The sequence below is a fragment of the Bacillus sp. cl95 genome (genome assembly GCF_900115925.1).
Lineage (GTDB): Bacteria > Bacillota > Bacilli > Bacillales > Cytobacillaceae > Neobacillus_A.
This window is the reverse complement of record NZ_FOYF01000002.1, coordinates 479,296-505,066: the sequence shown is the minus strand read 5'-3', so window position 1 is coordinate 505,066 and position 25,771 is coordinate 479,296. Positions and strand designations below refer to the sequence as shown.

The 25,771-nt window shown below is 39.5% G+C and carries 22 protein-coding genes; 2 read left to right on the top strand and 20 right to left on the bottom strand.

Annotated elements, in window-relative coordinates; translation table 11 throughout:
- Positions 1-66: 66 nt before the first annotated feature.
- The 15 genes from BMZ31_RS07745 to BMZ31_RS07675 form a co-directional block, all read right to left on the bottom strand.
- Complete coding sequence (locus BMZ31_RS07745; RefSeq protein ID WP_090831150.1) at positions 67-789, bottom strand: amino acid ABC transporter ATP-binding protein; 723 nt, start codon at positions 787-789, stop codon at positions 67-69.
- On the bottom strand, positions 782-1,441 hold the full coding sequence (locus BMZ31_RS07740) for an amino acid ABC transporter permease (protein WP_090831149.1): 660 nt from the start codon (positions 1,439-1,441) through the stop codon (positions 782-784). The genes BMZ31_RS07745 and BMZ31_RS07740 overlap by 8 nt, the downstream gene beginning before the upstream one ends.
- A gap of 149 nt (positions 1,442-1,590) precedes the next feature.
- Positions 1,591-2,388: a transporter substrate-binding domain-containing protein gene (locus BMZ31_RS07735; RefSeq protein WP_090831148.1), complete on the bottom strand. Its 798-nt coding sequence runs from the start codon at positions 2,386-2,388 to the stop codon at positions 1,591-1,593.
- A gap of 405 nt (positions 2,389-2,793) precedes the next feature.
- The gene (locus BMZ31_RS07730) at positions 2,794-3,231 is read right to left on the bottom strand and encodes a BrxA/BrxB family bacilliredoxin (protein WP_090831147.1); all 438 of its coding nucleotides are present in this window, start codon (positions 3,229-3,231) and stop codon (positions 2,794-2,796) included.
- Positions 3,232-3,425: 194 nt separating this feature from the next.
- Complete coding sequence (gene meaB / locus BMZ31_RS07725) at positions 3,426-4,454, bottom strand: methylmalonyl Co-A mutase-associated GTPase MeaB (protein ID WP_090831146.1); 1,029 nt, start codon at positions 4,452-4,454, stop codon at positions 3,426-3,428.
- Positions 4,441-6,651, bottom strand: coding sequence for a methylmalonyl-CoA mutase (gene scpA, locus BMZ31_RS07720; RefSeq protein WP_090831145.1), 2,211 nt, complete (start codon positions 6,649-6,651; stop codon positions 4,441-4,443). Before scpA ends, meaB begins: the two co-directional genes overlap by 14 nt.
- The gene (locus BMZ31_RS07715) at positions 6,641-8,584 is read right to left on the bottom strand and encodes a methylmalonyl-CoA mutase subunit beta (RefSeq protein WP_254778664.1); all 1,944 of its coding nucleotides are present in this window, start codon (positions 8,582-8,584) and stop codon (positions 6,641-6,643) included. The genes scpA and BMZ31_RS07715 overlap by 11 nt, the downstream gene beginning before the upstream one ends.
- Before the next feature lie 182 nt (positions 8,585-8,766).
- On the bottom strand, positions 8,767-10,092 hold the full coding sequence (locus BMZ31_RS07710; protein WP_090831143.1) for a dihydrolipoamide acetyltransferase family protein: 1,326 nt from the start codon (positions 10,090-10,092) through the stop codon (positions 8,767-8,769).
- 41 nt (positions 10,093-10,133) lie between these two features.
- A complete protein-coding gene (locus BMZ31_RS07705) occupies positions 10,134-11,117 on the bottom strand; it encodes an alpha-ketoacid dehydrogenase subunit beta (protein ID WP_090831142.1) in 984 nt (327 codons plus the stop codon).
- Positions 11,117-12,124 (bottom strand): thiamine pyrophosphate-dependent dehydrogenase E1 component subunit alpha, encoded by a 1,008-nt coding sequence (locus tag BMZ31_RS07700; protein ID WP_090831141.1) that lies wholly within the window; start codon positions 12,122-12,124, stop codon positions 11,117-11,119. Before BMZ31_RS07700 ends, BMZ31_RS07705 begins: the two co-directional genes overlap by 1 nt.
- A gap of 55 nt (positions 12,125-12,179) precedes the next feature.
- Positions 12,180-13,601, bottom strand: coding sequence for a dihydrolipoyl dehydrogenase (lpdA, locus tag BMZ31_RS07695; RefSeq protein WP_090831140.1), 1,422 nt, complete (start codon positions 13,599-13,601; stop codon positions 12,180-12,182).
- A gap of 14 nt (positions 13,602-13,615) precedes the next feature.
- Positions 13,616-14,722 carry a butyrate kinase gene (gene buk / locus BMZ31_RS07690; RefSeq protein WP_090831139.1) on the bottom strand — a complete coding sequence of 369 codons (1,107 nt, stop codon included), beginning with the start codon at positions 14,720-14,722 and terminating at the stop codon, positions 13,616-13,618.
- Between the two features lie 328 nt (positions 14,723-15,050).
- Positions 15,051-16,145 (bottom strand): branched-chain amino acid dehydrogenase, encoded by a 1,095-nt coding sequence (bcd, locus tag BMZ31_RS07685; protein ID WP_090831138.1) that lies wholly within the window; start codon positions 16,143-16,145, stop codon positions 15,051-15,053.
- A gap of 30 nt (positions 16,146-16,175) precedes the next feature.
- Positions 16,176-17,081 carry a phosphate butyryltransferase gene (yqiS, locus tag BMZ31_RS07680; protein ID WP_090831137.1) on the bottom strand — a complete coding sequence of 302 codons (906 nt, stop codon included), beginning with the start codon at positions 17,079-17,081 and terminating at the stop codon, positions 16,176-16,178.
- Positions 17,082-17,215: 134 nt separating this feature from the next.
- Complete coding sequence (locus tag BMZ31_RS07675; RefSeq protein ID WP_090831136.1) at positions 17,216-19,285, bottom strand: sigma-54 interaction domain-containing protein; 2,070 nt, start codon at positions 19,283-19,285, stop codon at positions 17,216-17,218.
- A 193-nt stretch (positions 19,286-19,478) separates the two neighbouring features.
- Between BMZ31_RS07675 and BMZ31_RS07670 the strand changes: the two genes are divergently transcribed.
- The gene (locus BMZ31_RS07670; RefSeq protein ID WP_090831135.1) at positions 19,479-19,712 is read left to right on the top strand and encodes a DUF2627 domain-containing protein; all 234 of its coding nucleotides are present in this window, start codon (positions 19,479-19,481) and stop codon (positions 19,710-19,712) included.
- Positions 19,713-19,722: 10 nt separating this feature from the next.
- Here BMZ31_RS07670 and BMZ31_RS07665 read toward each other — a convergent pair whose 3' ends face one another.
- Positions 19,723-20,463 carry a glycerophosphodiester phosphodiesterase gene (locus tag BMZ31_RS07665; RefSeq protein WP_090831134.1) on the bottom strand — a complete coding sequence of 247 codons (741 nt, stop codon included), beginning with the start codon at positions 20,461-20,463 and terminating at the stop codon, positions 19,723-19,725.
- 35 nt (positions 20,464-20,498) lie between these two features.
- On the opposite strand from BMZ31_RS07665, the gene BMZ31_RS07660 reads away from it, so the two are divergent.
- Entirely contained in the window at positions 20,499-20,642 is a 144-nt protein-coding gene (locus BMZ31_RS07660) for a YycC family protein (RefSeq protein WP_090831133.1), read from the top strand.
- A gap of 245 nt (positions 20,643-20,887) precedes the next feature.
- On the opposite strand, the gene spo0A is transcribed toward BMZ31_RS07660, so the two are convergent.
- The 4 genes from spo0A to argR form a co-directional block, all read right to left on the bottom strand.
- Complete coding sequence (gene spo0A / locus BMZ31_RS07655) at positions 20,888-21,682, bottom strand: sporulation transcription factor Spo0A (protein ID WP_090831132.1); 795 nt, start codon at positions 21,680-21,682, stop codon at positions 20,888-20,890.
- A gap of 310 nt (positions 21,683-21,992) precedes the next feature.
- Positions 21,993-23,282 carry a SpoIVB peptidase gene (gene spoIVB / locus BMZ31_RS07650; protein WP_090831131.1) on the bottom strand — a complete coding sequence of 430 codons (1,290 nt, stop codon included), beginning with the start codon at positions 23,280-23,282 and terminating at the stop codon, positions 21,993-21,995.
- A 122-nt stretch (positions 23,283-23,404) separates the two neighbouring features.
- Complete coding sequence (gene recN, locus BMZ31_RS07645; protein ID WP_090831130.1) at positions 23,405-25,093, bottom strand: DNA repair protein RecN; 1,689 nt, start codon at positions 25,091-25,093, stop codon at positions 23,405-23,407.
- Between the two features lie 15 nt (positions 25,094-25,108).
- Positions 25,109-25,558, bottom strand: a complete 450-nt coding sequence (gene argR, locus BMZ31_RS07640) for a transcriptional regulator AhrC/ArgR (RefSeq protein ID WP_090831129.1) — start codon at positions 25,556-25,558, stop codon at positions 25,109-25,111.
- Positions 25,559-25,771: the final 213 nt, after the last annotated feature.

Here is a 25,771-nt window from a genome sequence, read left to right as displayed (position 1 = left end):
TATTTAATCATTCTAAACCTGAAAAAAGATGACCTATAAGATCATCTTTTCCATAGCATATATCTTCTATAGCATTTTTTGCAAGAAATCCTGTGCACGTTTGCTCTTAGGATTATTGAAAAATTCTTCTGGAGGAGCATCTTCTACAAGGACTCCGCCATCTAAGAACAGAACGCGATCAGCTACTTCACGGGCAAATCCCATTTCATGAGTTACAATCGCCATTGTCATGCCTGTGTGGGCAAGGGATTTCATAACTTCCAATACCTCTTTTACCATCTCTGGATCAAGCGCCGATGTTGGCTCATCAAACAGCATTACGTCCGGTTGCATTGCCAGAGCCCGTGCTATGGCAACACGCTGTTTTTGTCCGCCAGAAAGTCTAGTAGGGTATTCGTTCGCTTTTTCAGATAATCCAACTTTAGCTAAAAGTTCATGACCGATCTTTTCAGCTTCTTGCTTTGAAATACCCTTCACTTTCATCGGTGCATAAGTAAGGTTTTGAAGAACTGTCTTATGCGGGAATAAGTGAAAATGTTGAAATACCATCCCTACATTTTGACGGACCTTCATGATATTTGTGTTCTTATTTGTAACTTCGTCATCGCCAATCCAAATGCGCCCGCTCGTAGGTGTTTCCAGAAGGTTCATACAACGCAGGAAAGTGGATTTACCGGACCCAGATGGACCAATGATAGCTACTACTTCGCCTTCATTTATGCTTGTCGATATTCCCTTTAAGACCTCGAGTTTACCGAAATATTTGTGTAAATCATCTATCTTAATCACTGCGTCTCATTCTCCTTTCGATTGCTTTTCCTACCAATGTTAAGATAATGACCATCAGATAGTAAATGAGGCCGGCAAATAGGAGCGGTTCAAAAAACGAGAACTTGTCCCCACCAACAATGTATGAACGACGCATAATATCATTAATTGCAATGACTGATACAATGGCTGATTCTTTCGTTAATGTAATAAATTCATTCATTAGTGCTGGAAGGATATTTTTTAGTGCTTGAGGCAGGATGATATCCCACATCATTTTCTTATAAGGGACTCCAAGAGCCATTGCCGCTTCTCGTTGCCCTTTATCCACTGCCAAAATCCCACCGCGAATCACTTCAGAAATATACGCTCCTGAGTTAAGTGCAAACGCTAAGACAGCTGCCGTATATGGCTCTATTTGATATCCAACAATTTGAGGAGAACCATAATATATAAGCATAAGCTGAAGAATTAGCGGAGTGCCACGGAAAACAGAGGTATAAGCATCCGCAAACCAATTTAATACTTTTACTGAACTTATTTTAAATAAAGCTAAAATGATACCGAGAATAAATCCTAACAATCCGGCCACAAGGACAATGCGGAGGGTTACTCCCACGCCTTCTAATATGTAAGGGACGGATGGTAGGATATCTAGAAAATTCAAATTCATTAATATCCAACCTTTCTATCTTTTCTTTAAAGAGCACTGCGATTCGTTTGGGACACACCTTTTACAAAAAAAGTAAATCTCCTCCAAGAATAAAAACGTTCAGAGAGATGTTCCCCTCTGAACGTTAATGGCATGCAAGAAACTTCGAATCACTCTCCGCCAAACCACTTAACAATTAGCTTGTCAACTTCGCCGTTTTCTTTCATTTCATTTAATGCCTTATTAAAGTCTTCAGTTAATTTGCTATCCTTAGGGAAAGCAATTGCCGAACCTGCTTCTTCTTCAGAAACTTCCATTGTGAACCCGCTAAGGTCTGGATTCTTTTTAAAGTATCCTTTTGCAACTGTATCTTCAATCATAGCTGCATCAAAACGGCCTGCTTTGATTTCTTGGATGATTTCAGGAATACGATTACGGTTTTCAACCTTAAGGCCGTCAATGGTTTTCGCCATTTCTTCAGCTTCACCTTCTTGAATTGAAGCTAATTGAACTCCCAATGTTTTACCCTTTAGGTCTTCGACTGTCTTAATGCCGCTATCTTTCTTTGAAACAATCATGTTCTTAGCTACATAATAGATATCGCTGAAATCAACGTTTTTCTTACGTTCTTCAGTTGGAGTCATACCAGCTAATACGAAGTCTACTTGTCCAGCTTCAATCGCTGGAATTAATCCATTGAAATCAATGTCTTTTACTTGAATTTCATATCCAGCTTTTTTTGCAATAGCTTTAGCAAGATCAATATCAAAACCGATAATTTCTTCACCTTTAGCTGTATCAACATATTCAAATGGAGGATAGTCAGCTGATGTACCCATTACTAAAACTTTCTTGTCATCTTCTTTTTTGCCTGTAGCATTATTTGACTCTTTGCCGCCTGTTCCACATGCCGCAAGTAATCCAACAACCAAGATAGACATTAAGAAAATACTAATACTTTTTTTCATATTTGTTTTCCCCCTATAATTTTACTGAAAATTATTATTTTTCTTAATTAAAAATATTTTATAGTGAAAGACTAGCAAAACACAAGTAAAAACTAGAATTAATATTTATTCACCTAAATGAATTTTAACACAAGTTTATATTTATGCAATAAAATTATTAAAAATTTACTTTACTAAAAAATAATTTTATTATTCTGAAAGAGATTAAGGCACAAACGCAACTGATTTATTCCATCTAATTGAACAATCTTTATAGACTATTTCAAAAAGATATCATAGAGCATAATTCATTGGTGTAGCATATTTCGTGCTGTATCTACACTCAAATAAATTGTGAAATTTTATAGGTTTTTATACTTTATTACATAAAAAAAGCCCATCCCAGAAGTGGGATAAGCTTTCAAATTAATATTCTTCACAATATTGTTCAAATGCCTGCTGCAGTTTAGATACAACATTCATTGCATCAAAGCCTTCGATTTCATGACGCTCAATCATTGTACAAATTTTGCCGTCTTTTAAAAGTGCGAAAGATGGCGATGAAGGCGGATAACCTGTGAAATAAGAACGTGCCTTTTCTGTTGCTTCTTTATCTTGTCCCGCAAACACGGTAACGAGGTGATCAGGACGCTTATCATAATGCACTGAATGTGCTGCAGCCGGACGGGCAATTCCACCTGCACAACCGCATACAGAATTGATCATGACTAAAGTTGTACCTTTTTTCGAAAAAGCCTCCTCCACACCATCTGGAGTAGTTAGTTCTGTATAACCTGATTCAACCATATCCTGACGTGCCTGTTTAACGACATCGTTCATAAAAAAATTAAAATCCATATTCAATATATGTCACTCCTTTTAATAACCATTATCCTTATCATCATACCAATTCCATGAGGTGGTTTCCATTAAAGTGAAATGTTTTGAGAAAAAAGTTTAAGTTACCTATAGAAAGGTTATATTAAAAACACATCAAGAATGTAACCCATCATACTTTATGAGAGGATGGCCACCACGAAAATGGAGCTGTCCTTTCTCTATTTTCCGCTACTAAGAAAAACTTGAATTAATTGCTCCACGCCTGAAGAGGCCGTTAATTCACCTTCTATCACGCCATGTTCAACTTCTGGTAATAACTGTTTTACTTCAGGATGATGGAAAAAACGGAAATGAAGATGATCGGTAATAAGTGCATGTACCCATTCTTTGGACTGACTCTTGCGTCTGTTATAGAAAGTCCCGCTTCCCTTACCCAACTCCGAAAATTTCTTGACGACATTCCAAATTTCCGAAATCCCTTCTTTTTCGATTGCTGAACATGTAAAAGCCTTTGTTGTCCACCCTTCTGTAGCAGGTTGGAGGAAGTGGAGAATGCGATTATATTCCATTGCCGTTTGAATGGATCGCACTTTATTTAAACCATCAGCCTTGTTCACCACAATGGCATCAGCAATTTCCATAATCCCTTTCTTCATTCCTTGCAATTCATCTCCAGCACCCGTTAGCGCTAAAAGCATGAAGAAATCTACCATTCCACGAATCGCTACTTCGCTTTGACCAACACCCACGGTTTCAACAAGAATAACATCGAATCCGGCAGCTTCGCAAAGAAGTATCGTCTCCTTTGTTTTGCGGTGTACACCACCAAGTTTTCCTCCTGTAGGACTTGGCCTGATAAAGGCATGAGGGTTACGTGATAATTCTTCCATCCTCGTTTTATCACCTAAAATACTTCCACCACTTATACTCGAACTAGGGTCGACTGCCAATACAGCTACCCGGTGTCCTAATTGGCACAAATGTAATCCAAAGGCTTCAATAAACGTACTTTTTCCGGCCCCCGGCACACCGGAAATTCCAATTCGAATGGAATTTCCAGTGTGTGGAAGAACTTTGTGCAGTAAGACTTGCGCATCTTGATGATGATGTTCAGCGTTACTTTCAATTAGTGTAATTGCACGCGCTAATAATCCTCTATTTTGAGTTATTACACCCTCATATAACTCATCCAGCGTAGGTCCATTTTTGCGGTTCGGTACAATTCGACGTTTCTTATTTTGCTCCATTTTCTAGTGACACTTCCTCGTAACCTAACTGCTTATATATCTCTTGAATTACTTTTTGCGCAGCAATAGGGATAACGGTTCCAGGTCCAAAAATGGCAGCAGCTCCATTTTCATATAAAAATTCATAGTCTTGTGTTGGAATAACCCCACCAATGACGAGTAAGATATCCTCACGACCAAGTTTCTGTAATTCTTCCTTCAATTGAGGTAGAAGTGTCTTGTGTCCAGCCGCCAAAGAACTCATCCCAATGACATGGACATCATTTTCAACAGCCTGTAAGGCAGTTTCTGCAGGAGTTTGGAAAAGCGGACCGATATCTACATCAAATCCAAGGTCAGCAAAAGCAGTAGCAATAACCTTGGCACCTCTATCATGCCCATCTTGTCCCATCTTCGCAATCATGATGCGGGGTCTACGGCCTTCATTTTCCAGAAATTCATCTGTCATATCCTTCACTACAGCGATTTCATCATCATTCGTATAGGAGGAACTGTATACCCCACTAATTGAGCGAATAATAGCTTTATGACGACCTGCAACCTTTTCAATTGCATACGAAATTTCCCCTAGGGTAGCCCTTACTCTTGCGGCTTGTACGGCAAGTTCAAGAAGGTTTCCTTCTCCGCTTTCAGCCGATTGAGTAATCGCTTGAAGAGCTTCCTTAACATTACTTTCAACGCGATCTGCTTTCAATCTGTTCAGTTTTTCAATCTGCTTTAAACGGACGGCCGTATTATCAACTTCAAGGATCTCCAGTGCATCTTCTTGCTCTAGTCTATACTGATTCACACCAATGATTACTTCTTTGCCGGAATCAATTTGAGCTTGCCTTCTTGCAGCCGCCTCTTCAATCTTCATCTTTGGAAGACCAGTTTCAATCGCTTTCGCCATTCCTCCAAGACTCTCTATCTCTTCAATATGTTCCCACGCACGCTCCATCAATTGATTCGTCAGCGTTTCAACGTAATAAGAACCACCCCAAGGGTCAATAACATTTGTAATACCAGACTCTTCTTGTAAGAAAAGTTGCGTATTACGGGCAATTCTAGCTGAAAAATCGGTAGGTAACGCTATTGCTTCATCCAAAGCATTCGTATGCAATGATTGGGTATGACCCATCGCTGCTGCATGAGCTTCTATTAAAGTACGGATGACATTATTGAAAGGGTCCTGTTCTGTCAAACTCCATCCCGATGTTTGAGAGTGTGTTCTCAATGCCATCGATTTTTCATTTTTAGGATTGAACGACTTCATCATCTTTGCCCAGATTCTACGGGCTGCTCTCATTTTGGCTACTTCCATGAAGTAATTCATTCCGATTGCCCAGAAAAACGACAACCTTGGTGCAAAAGTATCTATTTCTATACCTGCCTTCAATCCAGTGCGGACATATTCCAGTCCATCAGCAAGCGTATAGGCCAATTCTATGTCAGCTGGCGCTCCAGCTTCCTGCATGTGATAACCCGAAATACTGATACTGTTGAATTTCGGCATATTTTTTGAAGTATATTCAAAGATATCGGCAATAATTTTCATTGACATATCAGGCGGATAAATATATGTATTTCGAACCATATATTCTTTTAAAATATCGTTTTGGATTGTGCCTGAAAGTTTTGCGCTATCTACTCCTTGCTCCTCAGCCGTCACGATAAAGAAAGCAAGGACAGGAAGAACCGCTCCGTTCATCGTCATTGAAACCGACATTTGATCGAGAGGAATTCCATCAAACAATATTTTCATATCCTCCACAGAGTCGATCGCCACACCCGCTTTTCCAACATCTCCAACCACTCGCTCATGATCAGAGTCATAGCCGCGGTGAGTAGCCAAATCGAAAGCAACAGAAAGTCCTTTTTGACCCATCGCAAGATTTCTTCGATAAAAAGCGTTGCTTTCTTCCGCCGTCGAGAAACCTGCATACTGCCTAACCGTCCATGGACGATTTACGTACATCGTTGGATACGGACCGCGTGTGAAGGGCGCTACTCCTGGTTTATCATTGAGATGATCCATTCCTACTAGGTCTTCTTCTGTATATAACGGTTTCAGATTGATTTGCTCATTTGTTTCAAACAAAAGATTATCGATTGATTTTGAAATTTCTTGTTCAGCTTTTATTTTCCAGTCTGAAATTCGTTTCTCTTTCTGAGTGTCAAAAAGAGAAATGCTGGCGAAATTAGGTTTATTCCTCATGTACTTCCGCCCCCATTTCTGTTAGTAATGTCAATAAAGATTCGTAACAGTTGCTCTTCAAATGAATAAATTGCTTTATACCTTTTTCCAGCCAGACTGCTTGATCTTCTGCAGTTGGGAGCCCTGCTAAATAGAACGTCTTTTCTGGATATGATTGCTTGAGTTTTTCAACAAGCTGAACTCCAAAGGTCCGATATGTCTCATCACTACCGCATAAGCAAAAGTGTTCCGTATTAGATTTTTCTATGAAGCTTTTGGCTTCTTCTAATGAAAGGTTACTTTCACTTAAGGTGACTTTGACTCCTCCCGCTGTTAAAAAACCTCTCACGAAATCGGTCCGTGGTTTATATTCCTTTAACTCTCCAAGACAAAGTAGCCCCACTGTCGGGTCACAACCATTGTTTAATGCTAAATTTCTTGCCTTTTGCCTCATTTCTTCAAAAGGTCGGGACAACCGAATCCCTTTGAGAGCTTGAAATGTATTTCCAGCTGAATTTTTTTTCTTTTTCAAAAGATGGCTGATTCCATTTCCTTGTTCTAGTTCTAGAAGGAGTTCTTCTAACGAAACATTTGTGTATAAATGGCCACATGGTTTTAAAATCTCCTGGGATACTTTCTCATCCAAATTTGCATAAACATTCGTGCCTACAATACTTTTCTTTCTATTAAGTACATCTTTCGCTCTTTGTTGACGAACCAAAGCAATATCTTTTTGAAGGGTTTCAGATTTCAATACCTCAAGAATGCCACCTTGGGCATCGATATTCTGAAACTTAGCCCACGCCTTTTCAGCCAATTCCTCCGTCAAATTCTCGATATACCAAGAGCCACCTGCAGGATCTATAACCTTTTGCAAATGTACCTCATCTTTTAAGATCCACTGAGTGTTTCGAGCAAGCCGCTCTCCTATTTCAGAAGATTTAGAGAGTTCATCGTACGAGCCAACCTTCAAATATTGGACACCACCAAGAACTGCCGCAAATGCTTCATTGCCCGCACGAAGCATGTTCACACGAGAATCCAAAAGGGACTTGTTCATTCTAGAAGTTTCAGCTGTGATTTCCATTCCACGATCTATTTGTGCTCCATATGCTTCAGAAATTTTGTTCCATAAAATACGGGCCGCTCTTAGCTTAGCCACTTCCATAAAGAAGTTAGAACCAATAGAAAACTTGAAAATGAATTTTTCAAGTATTTCATTCAACTGCATTCCATGTTCAAGAAGTTTTTCTATATAATAGCTCCCCATTGCTATTGCAACCGCAAGCTCTTGAACAGCATTTGCACCAGTATTGTTATATGCTGCGGTATCTACAAGGACCGTCCTAAGATTGGGAAGTTGCTGACCTGCATATTGAATATTTTTACACCATTGGTCTAATAGTAAGGAATGGTCCTCTGGAATAGTCCCCGCTTCAGCCATTATGGTTAGCGGATCAAAACCGACATAGCCACTTACCTTCTCTGTTACGCCTTCATCAATTGCTGCCTTTAATAAGATGGAAAGAAAAGCTGGTTGCAATCCTTTCGCATCTATCGCTAAAGGGTATTGAGCTACATGTTTTATTAAGACAGCAGCTAGTTCTTTTTCTGAAGAAAACAATTCTTCGTTTACATCAAAAGAGATAGCTGTTTGTCCTTTTGAAAAAACTCTATTAAGCTTTTCGTTCAAATCATCGATTGAGTGGAATAGGATATCTTGTGCAATCTTCCAACTTGAAGCAACATAACCTAATATGCCACTCCCCCTTCTGAAGTCCTCAATCCCTGGATAGCCATTTCTCGCCCCATCTTCTTCGGAATAAAGCGGTTTCAAGACTATGTTTTCGTATGTATTTGTATCAAGAGAATCGATTTTCCTGCCTTTTAAAGTTGCTTCCGCTTTTTCCTGCCATTTCTCATAACTAGCTTCTTCAAAAGTTGTTTGTTTCATTTTGTTTGAGTTCATAACGACCTGTCTCTTACAAGACAGCTTTCACTCCCCTCTTTTTCGAAAATATTGATAAAATTCTAAAAAGTCTACTACCTTTATTTTAATATACATTTTAAAAGTGGGCAATGATAGTGAAAAACCGCTAATCCAAGGGATAGCGGTTTTAGAAAGGTAATCTTATTTTAATAAACAGATGTAGTGTCTTTTGATGTATTTTCAAGAATTTCTTTCACACGTTGTAAGAAACGGCCGCAAACGAGACCGTCAAGTACACGATGGTCAAGAGACATACAAAGGTTTACCATGTCACGAACAGCAATCATTCCATTATTCATAACAACAGGACGCTTCACGATTGATTCTACTTGAAGGATCGCAGCTTGAGGGTAATTGATAATACCCATTGATTGAACGGATCCAAATGAACCAGTATTGTTTACTGTAAACGTTCCACCTTGCATATCTTCTGATTTCAATTGTCCATTACGAACTTTGACTGCAAGTTCTGTAATCTCTCTAGCGATGCCTTTAATCGTTTTTTCATCAGCATGCTTGATTACTGGAACAAATAATGCATCATCTGTAGCAACAGCAATAGAAATATTGACGTCTTTCTTCTGAATGATCTTATCTCCCGCCCACATAGAATTGATTTGTGGGTATTCTTTCAATGCCTGAGCCACAGCTTTAACAAAGAAAGCGAAGAAAGTTAAATTGAATCCTTCTTTTTTCTTAAAGTCATTCTTGATTCCATTTCGGTATTCTACTAAGTTTGTCACATCAACTTCCATCATCGTCCAGGCATGTGGTGCTTCATGTTTACTACGTAACATGTTTGCTGCAATCGCTTTACGGATTCCTGTTACAGGGATTTCAATATCTCCTGGGACAACAGGAACACTAGGAGTAGGACTAGCTGGTTTTGATGCAGAAACTGCTGGTTGAACAGGTACATTTTCAGGAGGAGCATCATTGATAACCGGTTCAGAAACTACTTCTTTCGTTTCTACAGTCTTTTGTCCTGCTTTTGGAATGTTTCCAGATTCAATCAACTTTAAAAGGTCTTTACGTGTGATTCTTCCTGCTGCACCCGTACCTTTAACTTGCGTAAGGTCGATGCCATTTTCCTGTGAAATCTTCAGGACTGCTGGAGAATAACGCAGCTTATTCCCTTGTTCAGTTGAAGTTTCTGTTGCTACGTTTGTTTCTTCAGTCTTTTGAGCCTCAGCTACAGTATTGATACTTTCACTAGTAGAAACATTACCGCCATCTACTTCAATCGTACAAATCACTTCACCAACAGCAAGCGTGTCTCCGTCTCCCGCTATCAGTTCCTTAATTACCCCCGCAAAGGAAGAAGGTACTTCTGCATTTACCTTATCCGTCATTACTTCAGCTAGAGGATCATATTTGTTTACTTTGTCTCCGACAGAAACCAACCACTTACTGATTGTGCCTTCTGTCACACTCTCTCCAAGTTGGGGCATTTTAATTTGTTCAATAGCCAATGTGTAAACCTCCTTCTACACTTTCAGTTAAAAATGATCAATTAATATTCAGCAAGTTCACGCATTGCTTTTTCGACTTTATCAGGGTTAACCATGAAATATTTTTCCATAGTTGGTGCATAAGGCATTGCGGGAATATCAGGACCTGCCAAACGCATGACTGGTGCGTCAAGGTCAAACAGGCAGTTCTCAGCAATAATAGCTGATACTTCACTCATGATACTGCCTTCTTTATTGTCTTCTGTTAAAAGCAGCACTTTTCCTGTTTTAGAAGTAGCTTCCATAATTGCTTCCTTATCAAGAGGGTAAACAGTTCTTAAGTCAAGAATGTGAACGGAAATGCCGTCTTTTGCCAAGCGCTCTGCAGCTTGAAGTGCAAAGTGAACGCATAAGCCGTAAGTAATAACTGTGATATCTTCACCTTCACGTTTCACATCTGCCTTACCGATTGGAAGTACATAATCGTCTGTTGGGACTTCCCCTTTGATCAAGCGGTATGCACGTTTATGTTCAAAGAATAAGACAGGGTCTTCATCACGAATTGCTGCTTTTAACAATCCTTTTACATCATAAGGAGTCGAAGGCATGACAATTTTCAATCCAGGTTGATTGGCAAATACCGCTTCAACTGATTGAGAGTGATAAAGTGCACCATGAACTCCACCACCATAAGGCGCACGGATTACCATCGGACAGCTCCAGTCGTTGTTGGAACGATAACGGATACGTGCAGCTTCAGAAATGATTTGGTTGACTGCAGGCATGATAAAGTCAGCAAATTGCATTTCTGCGATCGGACGCATTCCATACATTGCTGCACCGATTCCTACGCCAGCAATAGCAGATTCTGCAAGTGGCGTATCAAGTACACGCGCTTCGCCGAATTGTTCGTAAAGGCCGTTTGTCGCTTTAAAAACTCCACCCTTTTTACCAACATCTTCTCCAAGAACAAATACTCTTGAATCTCTTTCCATTTCTTCTCGTATTGCCATTGTTACAGCTTCGATATAAGAAATTACCGCCATTAGTAGTCCCCCTTACCTTCTGCGTATACATATTTCATAGCACTCTCAGGCTCTGCATAAGGCGCATTTTCTGCATATTCAGTAGCATCATTAACAATTTTCATGATACGGTCATTGATTTCTTTTTCTAGTTCGTCATTCATTACACCAGTTTCTTTCAAATAAGCTCCAAAAGTGATGATTGGATCTTTTGTTTTTGCTTGTGAAACCTCGTCTGGTGCGCGATATGCTCTGTCATCATCGTCAGATGAGTGTGGAGTTAAACGATATGATACTGTTTCAACTAATGTCGGACCTTCTCCTCTTCGTCCACGTTCAGCCGCTTCTTTCACAGCTTTATAGACTTCTAGAGGATCATTTCCATCCACTGTGATACCAGGCATACCATAGCCAATCGCACGGTCTGATACATTTTCACATGCCAATTGTTTTTCAATAGGTACAGAGATTGCATATTTATTGTTTTCACACATAAAGATGACCGGAAGCTTATGTACACCAGCAAAGTTAGCACCTTCATGGAAATCACCTTGGTTGGATGATCCTTCACCAAAGGTAACAAATGTCACAAGATCTTTGCCTTCCATTTTTCCAGCCAACGCAATCCCAACAGCATGTGGAACTTGAGTTGTTACAGGGGAAGATCCTGTTACAATGCGGTTTTTCTTTTGTCCAAAGTGACCTGGCATCTGACGTCCGCCAGAGTTCGGATCTTCTGCTTTAGCAAAACCAGAAAGCATTAGTTCAGTCGGAGTCATACCAAAAGTTAGAACGACACCCATGTCTCTGTAATATGGAAGGACATAGTCCTTTTCAGTATCCAGAGCAAATGCTGCCCCAACTTGTGCAGCCTCTTGTCCTTGACAAGAAATAACAAAAGGAATCTTACCAGCACGATTTAACAACCACATACGCTCATCAATACGACGCGCCATTAGCATCGTTTCATAGATTTCTAATACTTTAGCATCACTAAGACCTAAAGCTTCATGACGATTTTCAGCCATTTATAGTAACCTCCTATTTTTCCATACTTATTTAAGTGGGTACATAAGATCAATATTAAGAGTGGATGGCCTTACCGTATACTGCAAGTGCCGCTTCTCCAATTGCTTCTGATAAAGTTGGGTGCGGATGAATGGTATGGGCAACTTCCCAAGGAGTTGCATCTAATACTCGCGCAAGACCTGCTTCAGAGATCATATCCGTCACATGAGGTCCAATCATATGAACACCAAGAATATCATCTGTTTCTTCGTCTGCAACAATCTTGACGAATCCGTCAGATTCTCCAAAAACAAGCGCTTTACCAATTGCACGAAATGAAAACTTGCCTGTTTTAACCTTGTAACCTTTTTGAATCGCTTCGTCTTCTGTGTATCCGACACTAGCAACTTCCGGAGAACTATAAATACATTTTGAAACAAGGCTATAGTCCATTGGTGAAGGATTTTGCCCTGCAATATGTTCAACAGCTGTTATCCCCTCATGTGAAGCCACATGTGCAAGTTGTAATCCGCCGATGACGTCACCGATTGCATAGATATGAGACTCTTTCGTTTGGAAGAATTCATTCGTTGCGATATAACCCTTTTCGAGTTGGATTTCTGTGTTTTCAAGACCAATACCTTCAACATTTGCTTGGCGACCAACAGAAACAAGCAATTTGTCCGCATGAAATTCTTTTTGTGCGCCTTTAACTTCTGCACTAACAGTGACTTTTTCACCTTTAGTAAGTGTTTCTGGCAACACTTTCGCACTTGTTACAATCTTAACGCCTTTTTTCTTCATCAATCTTTGCATTTCTTTCGAGATTTCTTTGTCCTCGGTTGGAACAATGCGATCCGCAAATTCGATGACTGTGACATCTACACCGAAATCAGACAGCATGGATGCCCATTCAATTCCGATTACCCCACCACCAACGATAATGATGGATTCAGGTAGTTCTTCCATGAGCAAAGCTTCATCAGAAGTCATCACTTGTTTACCGTCAATTTCTAAGCCTGGTAATGTTCGAGGTCTTGAACCTGTAGCCACAATTACGTTTTTAGGGATAAGCATTTCATTTTCTTCACCATTATTCATTTCAACCGAAATCGTTCCTGGCATTGGTGAAAAAATCGACGGTCCCAAGATTCTTCCTAACCCTTCATAAACGTCGATTTTCCCTTGTTTCATCAAGTGCTGGACACCTTTAAAAAGTTGATCTGTAATCTTATTTTTGCGCTCTTGGACTTTCTTAAAATCAACGCTAACTTCACTTGTTACTATTCCAAATTCTTCGCTCTTCTTAGCAGTAGCATATACTTCTGCACTTCTTAAAAGGGCCTTACTTGGAATGCAACCATTATGCAAACATGTACCGCCAAGCTTCCCTTTTTCAACGACAGCTGTCTTTAATCCGAGCTGTGAAGCGCGGATGGCAGCAACGTAACCACCTGTTCCGCCACCTAATATGACCAAATCATATTCTTGTGCCAATGAAATTCCTCCTCCTACTTAGCTGAAACCTTCTTTATATTTCCAGGGTATTCCTTAGGTGCTTCTTCTCCTCTTAAAACTCGAATTGTTCCTTCTGCAAGGGCTTGAAGTTCATTTTCTCCGGGATGAACAATGACATCTGCGATCCAATTAATACGATCACTGATTGCTTTTACAAAACCTTTTCCATAGGCAAGACCGCCGGTCAATATAATGGCATCGACTTTACCTGAAAGAACAGCACTTGCTGCACCAATTTCCTTAGCAACTTGATAAGCCATTGCATCGTACACCAACTTAGCCTTTTCATCGCCTTTTTCAATCATTTTCTCCACTTTTACCGCATCGTTAGTCCCGAGGTAGCCCACTAGACCACCTTGGCCAACAAGTTTCTTCATGACTTCTTCACGGTAAAATTCACCCGAGTAACAAAGGGCTACCAAATCTCCGGCAGGAACTGTTCCAGCACGTTCTGGACTGAAAGGCCCGTCCCCATGAAGCCCATTGTTCACTTCTATTACTCTTCCACCACGATGGACACCAACAGTGATACCTCCACCCATGTGAGTAACGATTAAATTCAGTTCTTCATACTTCTTTCCTAACTCTTTTGCAACGCGCCTAGCTACCGCTTTTTGGTTAAGGGCATGAAAAATACTTTTTCTATCGATTAAAGAAAAACCTGAAATACGGGCAATTGGATCGAGTTCATCTACTACAACAGGATCTACAATGAAAGAAGGGATGTTCAAAGCTGTGGCAATCTCATATGCAATGATTCCCCCAAGATTCGAAGCGTGCTGTCCTGAGTAGCCTGCGCGAAGGTCAGCTAGCATAGCATCATTAACCGAATATGTACCACCTTCAATAGGACGTAATAACCCTCCACGACCACATACTGCACTCAGTTTGGAAATATTGATCCCTTCTTCGTCCAGTGCTTCTAGAATCGTATTCTTTCGGAATTCATACTGATCAATAATAGATGCAAATGATTCGATTTCCGCTGTTTCGTGTCGAATTGTTTTCTCTAAAACAGAAATGTCGTTATCGAAAACCCCTATTTTCGTTGATGTTGAGCCCGGGTTGATGACGAGAATTCGATATTCTTTGTCCTGCACTTTTAAACCTCCACATTGCTTTATTTTCTTCTCTACCTTTTAAAGGGAAGCTCTGTTAAACTTGCCTGTGATTTCCATTCCAGTCGCTTGCTTTCCTAGGAGCGTTCGTCGAGCCTCCTCGTCGCTATCGCTCCTGTGGGGTCTCGCCTGTAACGCTAATCCCCTAGGAGTCAAGCGCCCTCCACTCCAATCAATGAAGTGCAGAAAATCAACACTTTAACATAGCCTAAAGGGAAATACGCTGAATATGCATCCAGCGTTTTCTCCTTAAATGAATTTATCTTATTGACTGTAGACTAAATCTAGCAGCTGCATTTTTACTTTTTTCTTATCTGTGGCTTAGGATATGATGGCCGTTAAGTAAGAATTGGCTGCGAGAATTGCGCATTTTTTCAATTCTTTCTTCTGCCATACGATCAGCAGCCATGTAAGTAGGAATCCCATCACGTTTTGAGATTTCGATTACTTTCTCAATGTTTGCATAGATTTGTTCAACTTTCTTCATTGCACGTTCATGATTGTAGCCATATAATTCATCAGCAACGTTAATTACTCCACCTGCATTGATTACATAATCAGGCGCATAAACGATTCCCATTTCGTGAATTGTATCCCCGTGACTTGTATCTTTTAACTGGTTGTTAGCTGCCCCTGCAATTACCTTTGCCTTAATTTGCGGAATTGTCTCATCATTGATGACCGCTCCTAGAGCACAAGGTGCATAAATATCACATTCAACACCATAAATTTCGTTTGGATCAACTGCTTTTGCACCAAATTCTTCAACTGCACGTTGTACAGCTTCTTTATTGATATCAGTAACAATTAGTTGAGCGCCTTCTTCGTGTAAGTGACGGCAAAGTGTATATGCCACGTTTCCTACGCCTTGAACCGCAATTACTTTACCTTCAAGTGAATCTGTACCGAATGCTTCTTTAGCTGCTGCTTTCATCCCTCTGTATACACCATAAGCTGTAACAGGAGAAGGATTACCAGATGAACCGAATGCAGGAGAAATTCCTGTTACAAAATTTGTTTCTTCGTGGATCAAGTCCATATCTGCTACAGTAGTACCTACGTCTTCAGCTGTAATATAGCGACCATTTAATCCTTGAATATAACGGCCGAAAGCTCTGAACATTTCTTCGTTCTTGTCTTTACGAGGATCGCCGATAATAACTGTCTTACCACCACCAAGATTCAAACCTGCTGCCGCATTTTTATAAGTCATACCGCGAGCTAGACGCAATGCATCTTCGATAGCCGCTTCCTCATTTTCGTATGTCCACATACGAGTTCCACCAAGTGCTGGCCCTAAAGTTGTATCATGAATGGCAATAATAGCCTTTAATCCAGATTGCTTATCTTGACAGAATACCACTTGCTCATAATCGTATTTTTCTAAGTACTTGAAGATTTCCATTGTTATTCCTCCCCATTTATAAAAAAAATTCTATTTAGAAGCAGTGCATAATGCTAATGCTAACGAATAAAGTTTGCTTTCAGCAGAATCGGCTCTAGAGGTTAATACGATTGGAGCTTTTGCTCCTGCTATCACAGCACCGACTTTTGCTTTTGCAAAATAGACCATTGATTTATATAATGCGTTTCCTACCTCAATTGTTGGAACAAGTAAAATGTCTGCTTGACCTGCTACATCACTCTTTATCCCTTTATGCTCTGCAGCTAGTATAGAAACTGCATTATCAAGAGCAAGTGGACCATCAATGATACAGCCAGTAATTTGACCTCTTCTATTCATTTGAGTTAAAACCGCCGCATCGAGAGTGGCCTGCATTGCTGGATTTACCACTTCCACAGCAGCAATTGGTGCAACCTTTGGTGTCTCAATGCCAATACCGGAAGCGATAGAAACTGCATTCTTTGTAATTTGAACTTTTAGATCAAGATCAGGCGCGATGTTCATAGCTGCGTCAGTCAGAAGGATCAATTGATCGAATCCCGGCACCTCGAACACTGCCACATGCGATAGTACACTTCCTGTTCGCAATCCATATTCTTTGTTCAAAACAGCTTTCAAAATAACTGCTGTGGCGATATTACCCTTCATAAGAACGTCAGCTTCGTTTAACCTTACCGCCTTAACAGCAAGTTCCGCAGCCAACTCAGGATTTTTAGCATGTGTAATGATAATGCTTTCATTATCAGCAAACCCTGGTTTTTTCTCATTCAAAATATGTAATATCTTTTCTTTATCACCAAACAAAAGAAAATTGGCGAGATTGTTGCTGACAGCGTCTATTACAGCTTCTAAGACTTCTTCATCTTCTGCTGCAGCGACTGCTACTGTTTTATCAACAAAACTCGAAGCTTTTTCGATAAGAGCATCTAACAACAAGTGTCATCTACCTCACTTTCCTCATGCTGTCTCAACACATATATTATTAATGCAAGAAGCGTGCCAAAACGAATCGTTTGAAAACGCTTTATTTCCTTCAGTAACACCCTGCAAAAAACTGCGCGGTATGAAAATTATTGCATGCTGTTTTTTTCAATTTTATACTTTTCGAGTTTATAATACAAATTCCTAACCGATAATCCAAGCATTTTCGCTGTTAAAGTCTTATTTCCGTCAAATTTATTTAATGTATTTTGCAGAATATTAGCTTCAAAACGATCCATCATTTCTGCCAACGAATGAGAATCTTCCAATTCGTCCATACGAAAACTATTTTCTTTTTCATTTTGCTTATTTTTGAGTTCAGGCAAATGCTGGACATCGATCACTGTTTCATGATAATTCATAAAAATGATGGCTCTGCCTAATATATTTTCAAGTTCCCTTACATTACCAGGCCATTCATATTTCTGCAGTTCAGCAATGGCATCAACCGTCAGACCTTCAACATTTCTTCCGTAATCTTGATTGATTTTTTGAATGAGCCGCTCACAAAGCAGAGGAATTTCCTCTTTTCGCTTCCGTAAAGGCGGGATATGGATAGGCATACGATTTAGCCTGTAATATAAATCTTCCCGAAAAGAGCCATTTGCAATTCCCTTTTCTAAATTAACATTTGTCGCGGCAATCACACGAACATTGATCGGTACAGATTTCGCACCACCGACTCTAACAATTTCACGTTCCTGCAGGACCCTGAGCAATTTTGCTTGCGTATTGGCTGAAAGTTCACCGATTTCATCAAGAAAGATACTTCCATTATTCGCTTCCTCAAATAACCCTCGTCTTCCTCCACGTTTAGCACCAGAAAATGCCCCTTCCTCATAACCAAACAATTCGCTTTCTAACAATGATTCAGATAGAGCCGCACAATTCACTCTGATAAACTTGTTGTATTTCCTATCACTTGCGTTATGAATGGCATGGGCAAAAAGTTCCTTACCTGTCCCAGATTCGCCTCGTAATAATACTGTTGCAGGGGTTTTTGCACCCAATTTGGCTTGCTCGATGGCAAGTGTCATTTCTTCGGACAACCCTATTATATCCTCAAACGAATATTTGGCCTCAAGGTTTCTGATAATTTGCCTCGCCCGAATTAACTCACGATTTAAAGACTTGATTTCTGACATATCGTGGATAACACCAACACTACCTTTTAACTTTCCTTTAACAATGATCGGTGCAACGTTTACAACTACTTCTTTTTTATTAGGACCTACACGCATAGGTGTTCCTCGAATCGCCCTTCTAGTTTGAAGGACCTTCATATGCATACTCTCACCTTCGGAAATATCGGTTGTTGCAGGTTGTCCAATAACTTCTTCTTGGGAAAGACCTGTTATTCTTGTGTATGCTGGATTGATTAGGATTCCACGACCATGTTCATCTACAACTGAAATGGCATCATCGCTCGATTGGATGATTGCTTGGAGCATCGTTTGGATTTCTTTTAGATTTGTTATCTCTTCCGCAAGATTGACCACTTCTGTAATATCCTTAAATACCGCAAACGCTCCGATTAGCCTACCTTTTTCATCAATTATAGGAATTCGGGTGGTAATGATTTTGACACCATTATCTAGAAGCATCTCTTGGTTCGCTTCAGGACGCCGTGTTTCCATAACGTGTGTAAGTCTGCTTTTAGGAATGATATTGGTGATATGCTTCCCTAAAACATCTTCCCTACTAATACCTATCATTTGTTGTGCCCTGTCGTTGTAAAGAGTAACGGTTCCTTCTTTATCAATAACAAGCATCCCATCATCTGTAGAGTTAAAAATAAGATCATGCTTATATGACTCTTTCCGATGCTTGGAAACCAGTTCTTCTTTTTCTTCCATTAGTTGTGCAATTAGATATGCCACACTTCCCGGAATGAGGACTGTATTCTTATCACGAGCTTCTAACAATTCCTTGAATACTAATTCATCACCTGTTACTTCTATGATGATATCAATGTCTTCAGTAAGATACTTCCGCCAATCTTTACCTGTCAGTATGTTATATTTTTTGGCAAGCAAAAGGCCTGGCGCATCATCATTGCGGTCAATGACAGCCCTTACATTTAGCACTTCAGTTTCATTCAATATCTGCAGGATAGCCGTCCCGCCTTTTCCTGCCCCAACGATAATTACATTTTGCATTTCAGTTTACCCCTTATGGCAAGATTCCTAACCACACTTAAACTTCCTGAATTTAGAAAAAAATTTCACGCTCTAAATATTTATTCTGCAATATTTTTCATCTCTATTCTAATATGGAACAGGTTACTTGACAAATTTCTTACATGTAATATGATTTTTGAGAGAACATATGCTTTTTGAAAGGGACTTATATATGCAACGAATCATTGCTCTTATCATCATGTTAGTACCTGGATTCATAGCTGCACTTGGAATAAAGTTAATGCGTGATACAGTTTTTGGCGTACTTCAGCCGCCCATACCCTTCCTACCTCTACAATTTCTTGTAGGATTACTCTTTTTCTTAATCGGCCTAGGCTTTGTAGCTGGCTTCATCCTTCATCGTGACCGAAAAAGAAATAAAGTACAGAATCGTTTCAAAAAATGACAAAAGAGACCTACGAGGGTCTCTTTTCACTTTGTTTTCTTATTTTCAGCGCTTTTACAGGATCATCCGTTACAAACGCGGAGCATCCAACATTTATTAAGCGTCGCATTTCCGATTCCTTGTTAACGGTATATGGTCTGACTGCAATTCCATTTTCCATCGCGCTTTTTACTATGAAATCATTCGCGGCAATATATTTGGGATGTATCCCCTTGGCACCAATCGATTGAGCGTAAATCCAAGGCATATAAAGACCTTCAGAATATAATGGGGCCGTCTCAATCTCAGGAGCAAGACGGAAACTCTTGACGATACTATAATGATTAAAAGAAGAAATGATGACTCTACTCGACAAATCATGTGCTCTTACCAAACTTATAACTTTTTCTTCCATACCTTCATATGGGAGGATGCCATTTTTTAATTCAATGTTTAAGATAAGATTTGTTGACTTTATCCAGTCCAGTAACTCAACCAATGAAGGGATCGGCTCTTTTTTCGTTTGTGTCTTAAAAAGAATATTTGCATTTAGTTTTCTGATTTCAGCAAATGTAAAATCTTTAACCCATCCGGTTCCAGAAGTCGTTCGATCCAACTTCTCATCGTGAATTACAACCAGTTCTCCATCTTTTGTGAGTTGTACATCAATTTCAAGACCCTCTGCACCGCTCTTTTCTGCTTCGACGAAAGCAGTCATTGTATTCTCTGAAAACAACGCAGAATAGCCACGGTGTGCTATAATTTTAGTCATATTACCACTTCCCTTATAAAAATTGGAGGCTTAAAATGAAACCTTTACAAATTTCAGCCGATACGGCTATTGCTCTTTCTAAAAAACTTAATGTGCCTATAGAACAAATCATGCACATGCCTCAGCACATATTATTAAAAAAGCTGATGGAACTTGAAGCAGAAAAGAAAGACCAATAGAAAATCCCCTATTCAATATTATGCATGAATTAAGTAACTAAGCCTTAGTTTCATTTTTCTGTGGCGACTTAAATCCTAATAAGCATAACACAGGAAAACATAAATTTATCTCGTCAATGATGACTTATTTAATCCAAATGAAAGGCGTGACTTCGCTCCGTCTTCTGTCTACCCACATATCACATTGAAAAACCTCTTTCACGGGAAAGAGGTTTTTGTTTTGATGTTATTTATTTCTAACCCTTTCAAGAAGCCTTATGCTCAAGGCGGAGCTTGTCAGCGACCATTGCGATGAATTCTGAGTTTGTCGGTTTTGCTTTAGACATGCTAACAGTGTAACCAAACAACGTAGAGATTGAATCGATATTACCGCGACTCCAAGCCACTTCAATCGCATGACGAATCGCACGTTCAACACGGCTCGCGGTTGTGTTGTATTTCTTAGCGATGTCTGGATAAAGAACTTTTGTAATAGAACCGAGAAGTTCAATATCATTATATACCATGCTGATCGCTTCTCTTAAGTACATATAACCTTTGATATGTGCAGGCACACCAATTTCATGGATGATACTAGTTATGCTGGCATCGAGGTTTTTCGGTTTTGGATCTGGCTGTGAGCGGAAGCTAGTTGATGGGAATTTACGAGAAACCATACTGTTGTTTCCACTTACTTGACGGATGTGATTTCCTAAATGCTCCATATCGAATGGTTTCAGGATAAAATATGATGCACCAAGCTCTACAGCTTTTTTCGTAACATCTTCTTGTCCAAAAGCAGTTAACATGATGACATTAGGGAAAGAAGCATTTTTCTTTTCGCGCATTCTTTCAAGAACAGCTAACCCATCAAGGTGAGGCATGATAATGTCTAGGACTAAAACGTCAGGCTCTGCGCCATTATCCATCATATCCAGACACTCTTGACCATTATGTGCAATTCCTACTACTTCCATATCTTCTTGGGACGAAATATAGTCCTCTAATAATCCAACTAGTTCCCTGTTATCATCGACAACACATACTTTTATTTTTTTCAACTCAGGTTCCTCCTCGATTCCTATAATGCGCTCTTTTCTCAGTTTCTCTAATTTCTATTCTAAATGACAAATTCGACAATGCAACTAAAATTCCTTTCGTTTTTTTAATTTTTCTCAAAAAAGGTATAAAATCTTATGTATTCTTTGATTTTCTTCAGTTTTCGACTTTATTCGCTTTCCCTCATGAAAAACATCTCTTTTTTGTCGAATAATCTTTATTTATCTTAAATGACAGATAATATAAGACCTCACAAAGTCTATATTTAAAAGAAAAACGGGCAGTTGATGGCTGCCCGTCAGATTGAATAACTTAACTTGCCTTCTTATGAGGCTTTTCATATATGTCAATTCCAGCTTCATTCAACATCCATTCAATATGGACTCCGTACCCACTTGTAGGATCATTTACAAAAACATGCGTTACCGCCCCTACAAGCTTACCATCCTGAATGATTGGACTACCACTCATCCCTTGGACAATTCCACCCGTTTTCTCAAGCAATTTAGGATCTGTTACCTTAATAACCATTCCTTTTGTTGCAGGGAACTTTTGTGGAATTGTACTTACGATCTCAATGTCAAATAACTGAACTTCATCACTATCAACTACCGTTAGAATTTGAGCTGGACCTTCTTTTACTTGATGGGACAACAATATTGGCATTGCTTTATCCATTACGCCATTTTTCATCCCTTTATGAAGCTCTCCAAAAATTCCGAAAGGACTATTTCTTGTAATGTTACCGATTGTTTCCTTATCTGACGAGAATCTGGCTAGTTTTTCACCTGGGTCGCCATGACTCCCTTTTTCAATAGAAGTGACTGTTGATCTTACAATTTCTCCATCTTCCACGACGATTGGTTTTTTTGTATCCATGTCAGAAATAACATGACCTAATGCACCATACTTCTTGGATTCCGGATGAAAGAAAGTCATCGTTCCAATACCAGCCGCTGAATCGCGGATATATAAACCAAGTTTGAAGTTATCTTCTCCTTTTTCCTTCAAAGGAGTTAACTTCGCTGAAATCTTTCCTTCTTCTCGTGTGATGACTAAATCGAGTGGTTTTCCGCTTTCGCCTGCATCTTGAACAAACGGAGCGACATCTGACATTTTTTCAATTTTAGTACCGTTTATTTGAGTAATGATGTCGCCTACTTTAATTCCCGCCAATTCCCCAGGAGATTTCTTTCCAGCATCCGTATTTACTTGATGATGTCCGACGACTAGTACACCAACAGTATTAAGCTTTACGCCGATCGATTGCCCTCCAGGTACTACCTTAAAGTTCTTTAATACATTCACGTCAACTTTTTTCACTGGGAATCCCGCAAATTCAAGTAACATTTCATCATTGCCGTATTTGCTTGCGTGCACTGCTAATGAATCCTTATCTTGTTTTAATTCAATGCCCGCTTGATCAGAGGTTAACGATGCAGAAACAGGAGAGGCCTTTGGAAACGTGAGCTCCTGTCCTTCAAAAATTGTAACATTGTTCGGCATTTTCATATATTGTTGAAACGGTTTCGAAAAACCAATGGCAATTAATGAAACAAGGAGAATTCCACCAATTAACTTTCTAAGTAGATCTAATTTCAAACTTTTCACTCTCCTCGCTTCTAATCCACACGTCGAAAATGGCTACATCTATAATTTTGCCTGCTTGAGAGTCATTTATAACTAAGATAAATATAAAAAAGCTACCCGTTATGGATAGCTTTTCAAGGTATTTTCATTTCGGCTGCCAAATGAAGTAATTCTTCGGCATGTTTTTTTGTTAAATCCGTGATTTCTACACCAGAAATCATTCGACCAATTTCCTTGATCTTATCGCTTTCTGACAGTGAGGACACAGCTGTTTTCGTTCTTCCAGAGCGTGTGACCTTTGAAATAAATAAATGCGTATCAGCCATTGCAGCAACCTGAGGCAAATGCGAAATACAAAGAACTTGAGAATCTATTGCAACTTTGTAAATTTTTTCTGCTATGGCTTGAGCCACTCTGCCACTAACACCAGTATCGACTTCATCAAAAATGATGGAAGTAATTCCTTGATGTTTTGAGAAAATGCTCTTAAGTGCAAGCATAATACGTGAAAGTTCTCCACCAGAAGCAATTTTTGACAATGGTTTAAGCGGCTCACCCGGATTGGTTGAAATATAAAATTCCGCTTTATCCGCACCATTTCGCATAAAATGTTCAAAGTCAGTAACAAATCTTATCTCGAATACAGTCTTTGCCATATATAGGTCTTTCAACTCATTATGAATAAGTTTCGTTAATTTGATAGCCCATTTGTGACGAATGGAAGATAATTCTTTAGCCTCAACCGTTAAGTCTTTCCTAAGGGAAGTTAACTCTTTTTCTAACTGCCCGATGTGTGTTTCCTTATTTTGCAACGTCTCTATTTCCTCTTCAATCTTCGCTGCATACTCAAGGATTTCTTGAACAGTTTTACCGTACTTCCGTTTCAGTTGATTAATTTCATTTAATCGATCTTCAATTTCATTGAGCCTCTGTGGATCAAATTCCAGGGCATCCAATTCATTCCTCATGCTATGTGATGCATCTTCCAATATGTAAAAACTATTCGAAACTGACTCGTGCAATTCTTTGTAGGCAGGATCTAGTTCAGCCGCATCTTCAAGGTAACCAACCACCATCCCTATCCAATCAAGGCCTTTCTGATCGCCTTGAAGAGCAGAATAACTTGATTGCAACGATGAGAAAATACGCTCGTAGTTACCGAGTTTTCGCTTCTCTTCCATCAACTCTTCATCTTCATTCAGTTTTAAATTGGCATTTTGAATCTCATCAAGTTGAAACTGAATAAGATCAAGGCGGTGGGCCATCTTTTGATCATTTTCACTAAGTTGTTTTAATTTGTTTTGAGTCTGTTCAAAGCGATGAAAAATATCAGCATATTCCATTAGAGCAGGTTGGATTTCATCCATCCCAAATTGATCGAGTAGGGATAGGTGCATGGATTCATCCATCAACTCTTGATGTTCATGCTGACCATGAATATCAACCAACGTACCACCAAATTCGCGAAGCGTAGAAATCGTTACAAGCTTTCCATTAATTCTACAAACGCTTTTCCCGTTACGAGATATATCTCGACGTAAAACGACCATACCTTCTTCTATTTCAATCCCAAATTCAGTAGCCCGGTCATAACACGGATGCCTTTGGTCATCAATCATAAATAATCCTTCAATTTCAGCCTTGTCTTCGCCATGACGAACAAACTCAGCTGATCCACGACCGCCAACCAACAGGTGGATGGCATCTATAATAATTGATTTTCCTGCGCCTGTTTCACCAGTTAAAACTGTAAGTCCCTTTTCAAAAGAAACCTGCAGGCCCTCAATAATGGCAAAATTCTTTATCGATAATTCAGTTAACAAGATACATTCCCCTTTCTATAGCATATCAAGGAAACGATTTGTAATAAGTTCAGTATCCTCTGGGGTACGACAAATGATGAGACAAGTATCGTCACCACAAATAGTACCAAGGATTTCATCCCAGTCAAGGTTATCTATTAAAGCACCAATGGCATTTGCATTTCCCGGCAAAGTCTTCATCACAAGAAGATGCCCAGCAGAGTCGATTTTTACGAATGCATCCATTAGCGACCGTTTCAATTTTTGCAAAGGGTTAAAGCGCTGATCAGCAGGAAGACTATACTTATAACGGCCATTCATCAGTGGAACCTTTACGAGATGAAGTTCTTTGATATCACGGGAAACCGTTGCCTGTGTTACATTGAATCCCGCATTTTTCAGCTCGTCCACAAGATCATCCTGCGTTTCAATATCATTGTTGGCAATGATATCTCTAATCTTAATATGCCTTTGTCCTTTATTCATTCAATATCACTCCATTAATCATTTCAAACCTTTGTACGACAACTTTCTTCTAATAGTCATTTATAATCATATGTTAGCCCATTTTGTCGATAATGTACATTTATTATTTTTTTGACAAAGGGTCTATTGATTTCCACTCCAGACGCTTGGCTCCCAACACCAAAGTGCAAAAAATCAACAAGGTACTACAAGATAGCCAAAGGAACAAAAAGC

Coding starts and splice junctions, on each gene's coding strand:
- BMZ31_RS07740 (WP_090831149.1), bottom strand. CDS start 1,441: ATGAATTTGAATTTTCTAGATATCCTACCATCCGTCCCTTACATATTA.
- BMZ31_RS07735 (WP_090831148.1), bottom strand. CDS start 2,388: ATGAAAAAAAGTATTAGTATTTTCTTAATGTCTATCTTGGTTGTTGGA.
- meaB (WP_090831146.1), bottom strand. CDS start 4,454: ATGGAGCAAAATAAGAAACGTCGAATTGTACCGAACCGCAAAAATGGA.
- scpA (WP_090831145.1), bottom strand. CDS start 6,651: ATGAGGAATAAACCTAATTTCGCCAGCATTTCTCTTTTTGACACTCAG.
- BMZ31_RS07715 (WP_254778664.1), bottom strand. CDS start 8,584: ATGAAACAAACAACTTTTGAAGAAGCTAGTTATGAGAAATGGCAGGAA.
- BMZ31_RS07705 (WP_090831142.1), bottom strand. CDS start 11,117: ATGGCGGTAATTTCTTATATCGAAGCTGTAACAATGGCAATACGAGAA.
- BMZ31_RS07700 (WP_090831141.1), bottom strand. CDS start 12,124: ATGGCTGAAAATCGTCATGAAGCTTTAGGTCTTAGTGATGCTAAAGTA.
- bcd (WP_090831138.1), bottom strand. CDS start 16,145: ATGGAAATCTTCAAGTACTTAGAAAAATACGATTATGAGCAAGTGGTA.
- BMZ31_RS07675 (WP_090831136.1), bottom strand. CDS start 19,285: ATGCAAAATGTAATTATCGTTGGGGCAGGAAAAGGCGGGACGGCTATC.
- BMZ31_RS07670 (WP_090831135.1), top strand. CDS start 19,479: ATGCAACGAATCATTGCTCTTATCATCATGTTAGTACCTGGATTCATA.
- BMZ31_RS07665 (WP_090831134.1), bottom strand. CDS start 20,463: ATGACTAAAATTATAGCACACCGTGGCTATTCTGCGTTGTTTTCAGAG.
- BMZ31_RS07660 (WP_090831133.1), top strand. CDS start 20,499: ATGAAACCTTTACAAATTTCAGCCGATACGGCTATTGCTCTTTCTAAA.
- argR (WP_090831129.1), bottom strand. CDS start 25,558: ATGAATAAAGGACAAAGGCATATTAAGATTAGAGATATCATTGCCAAC.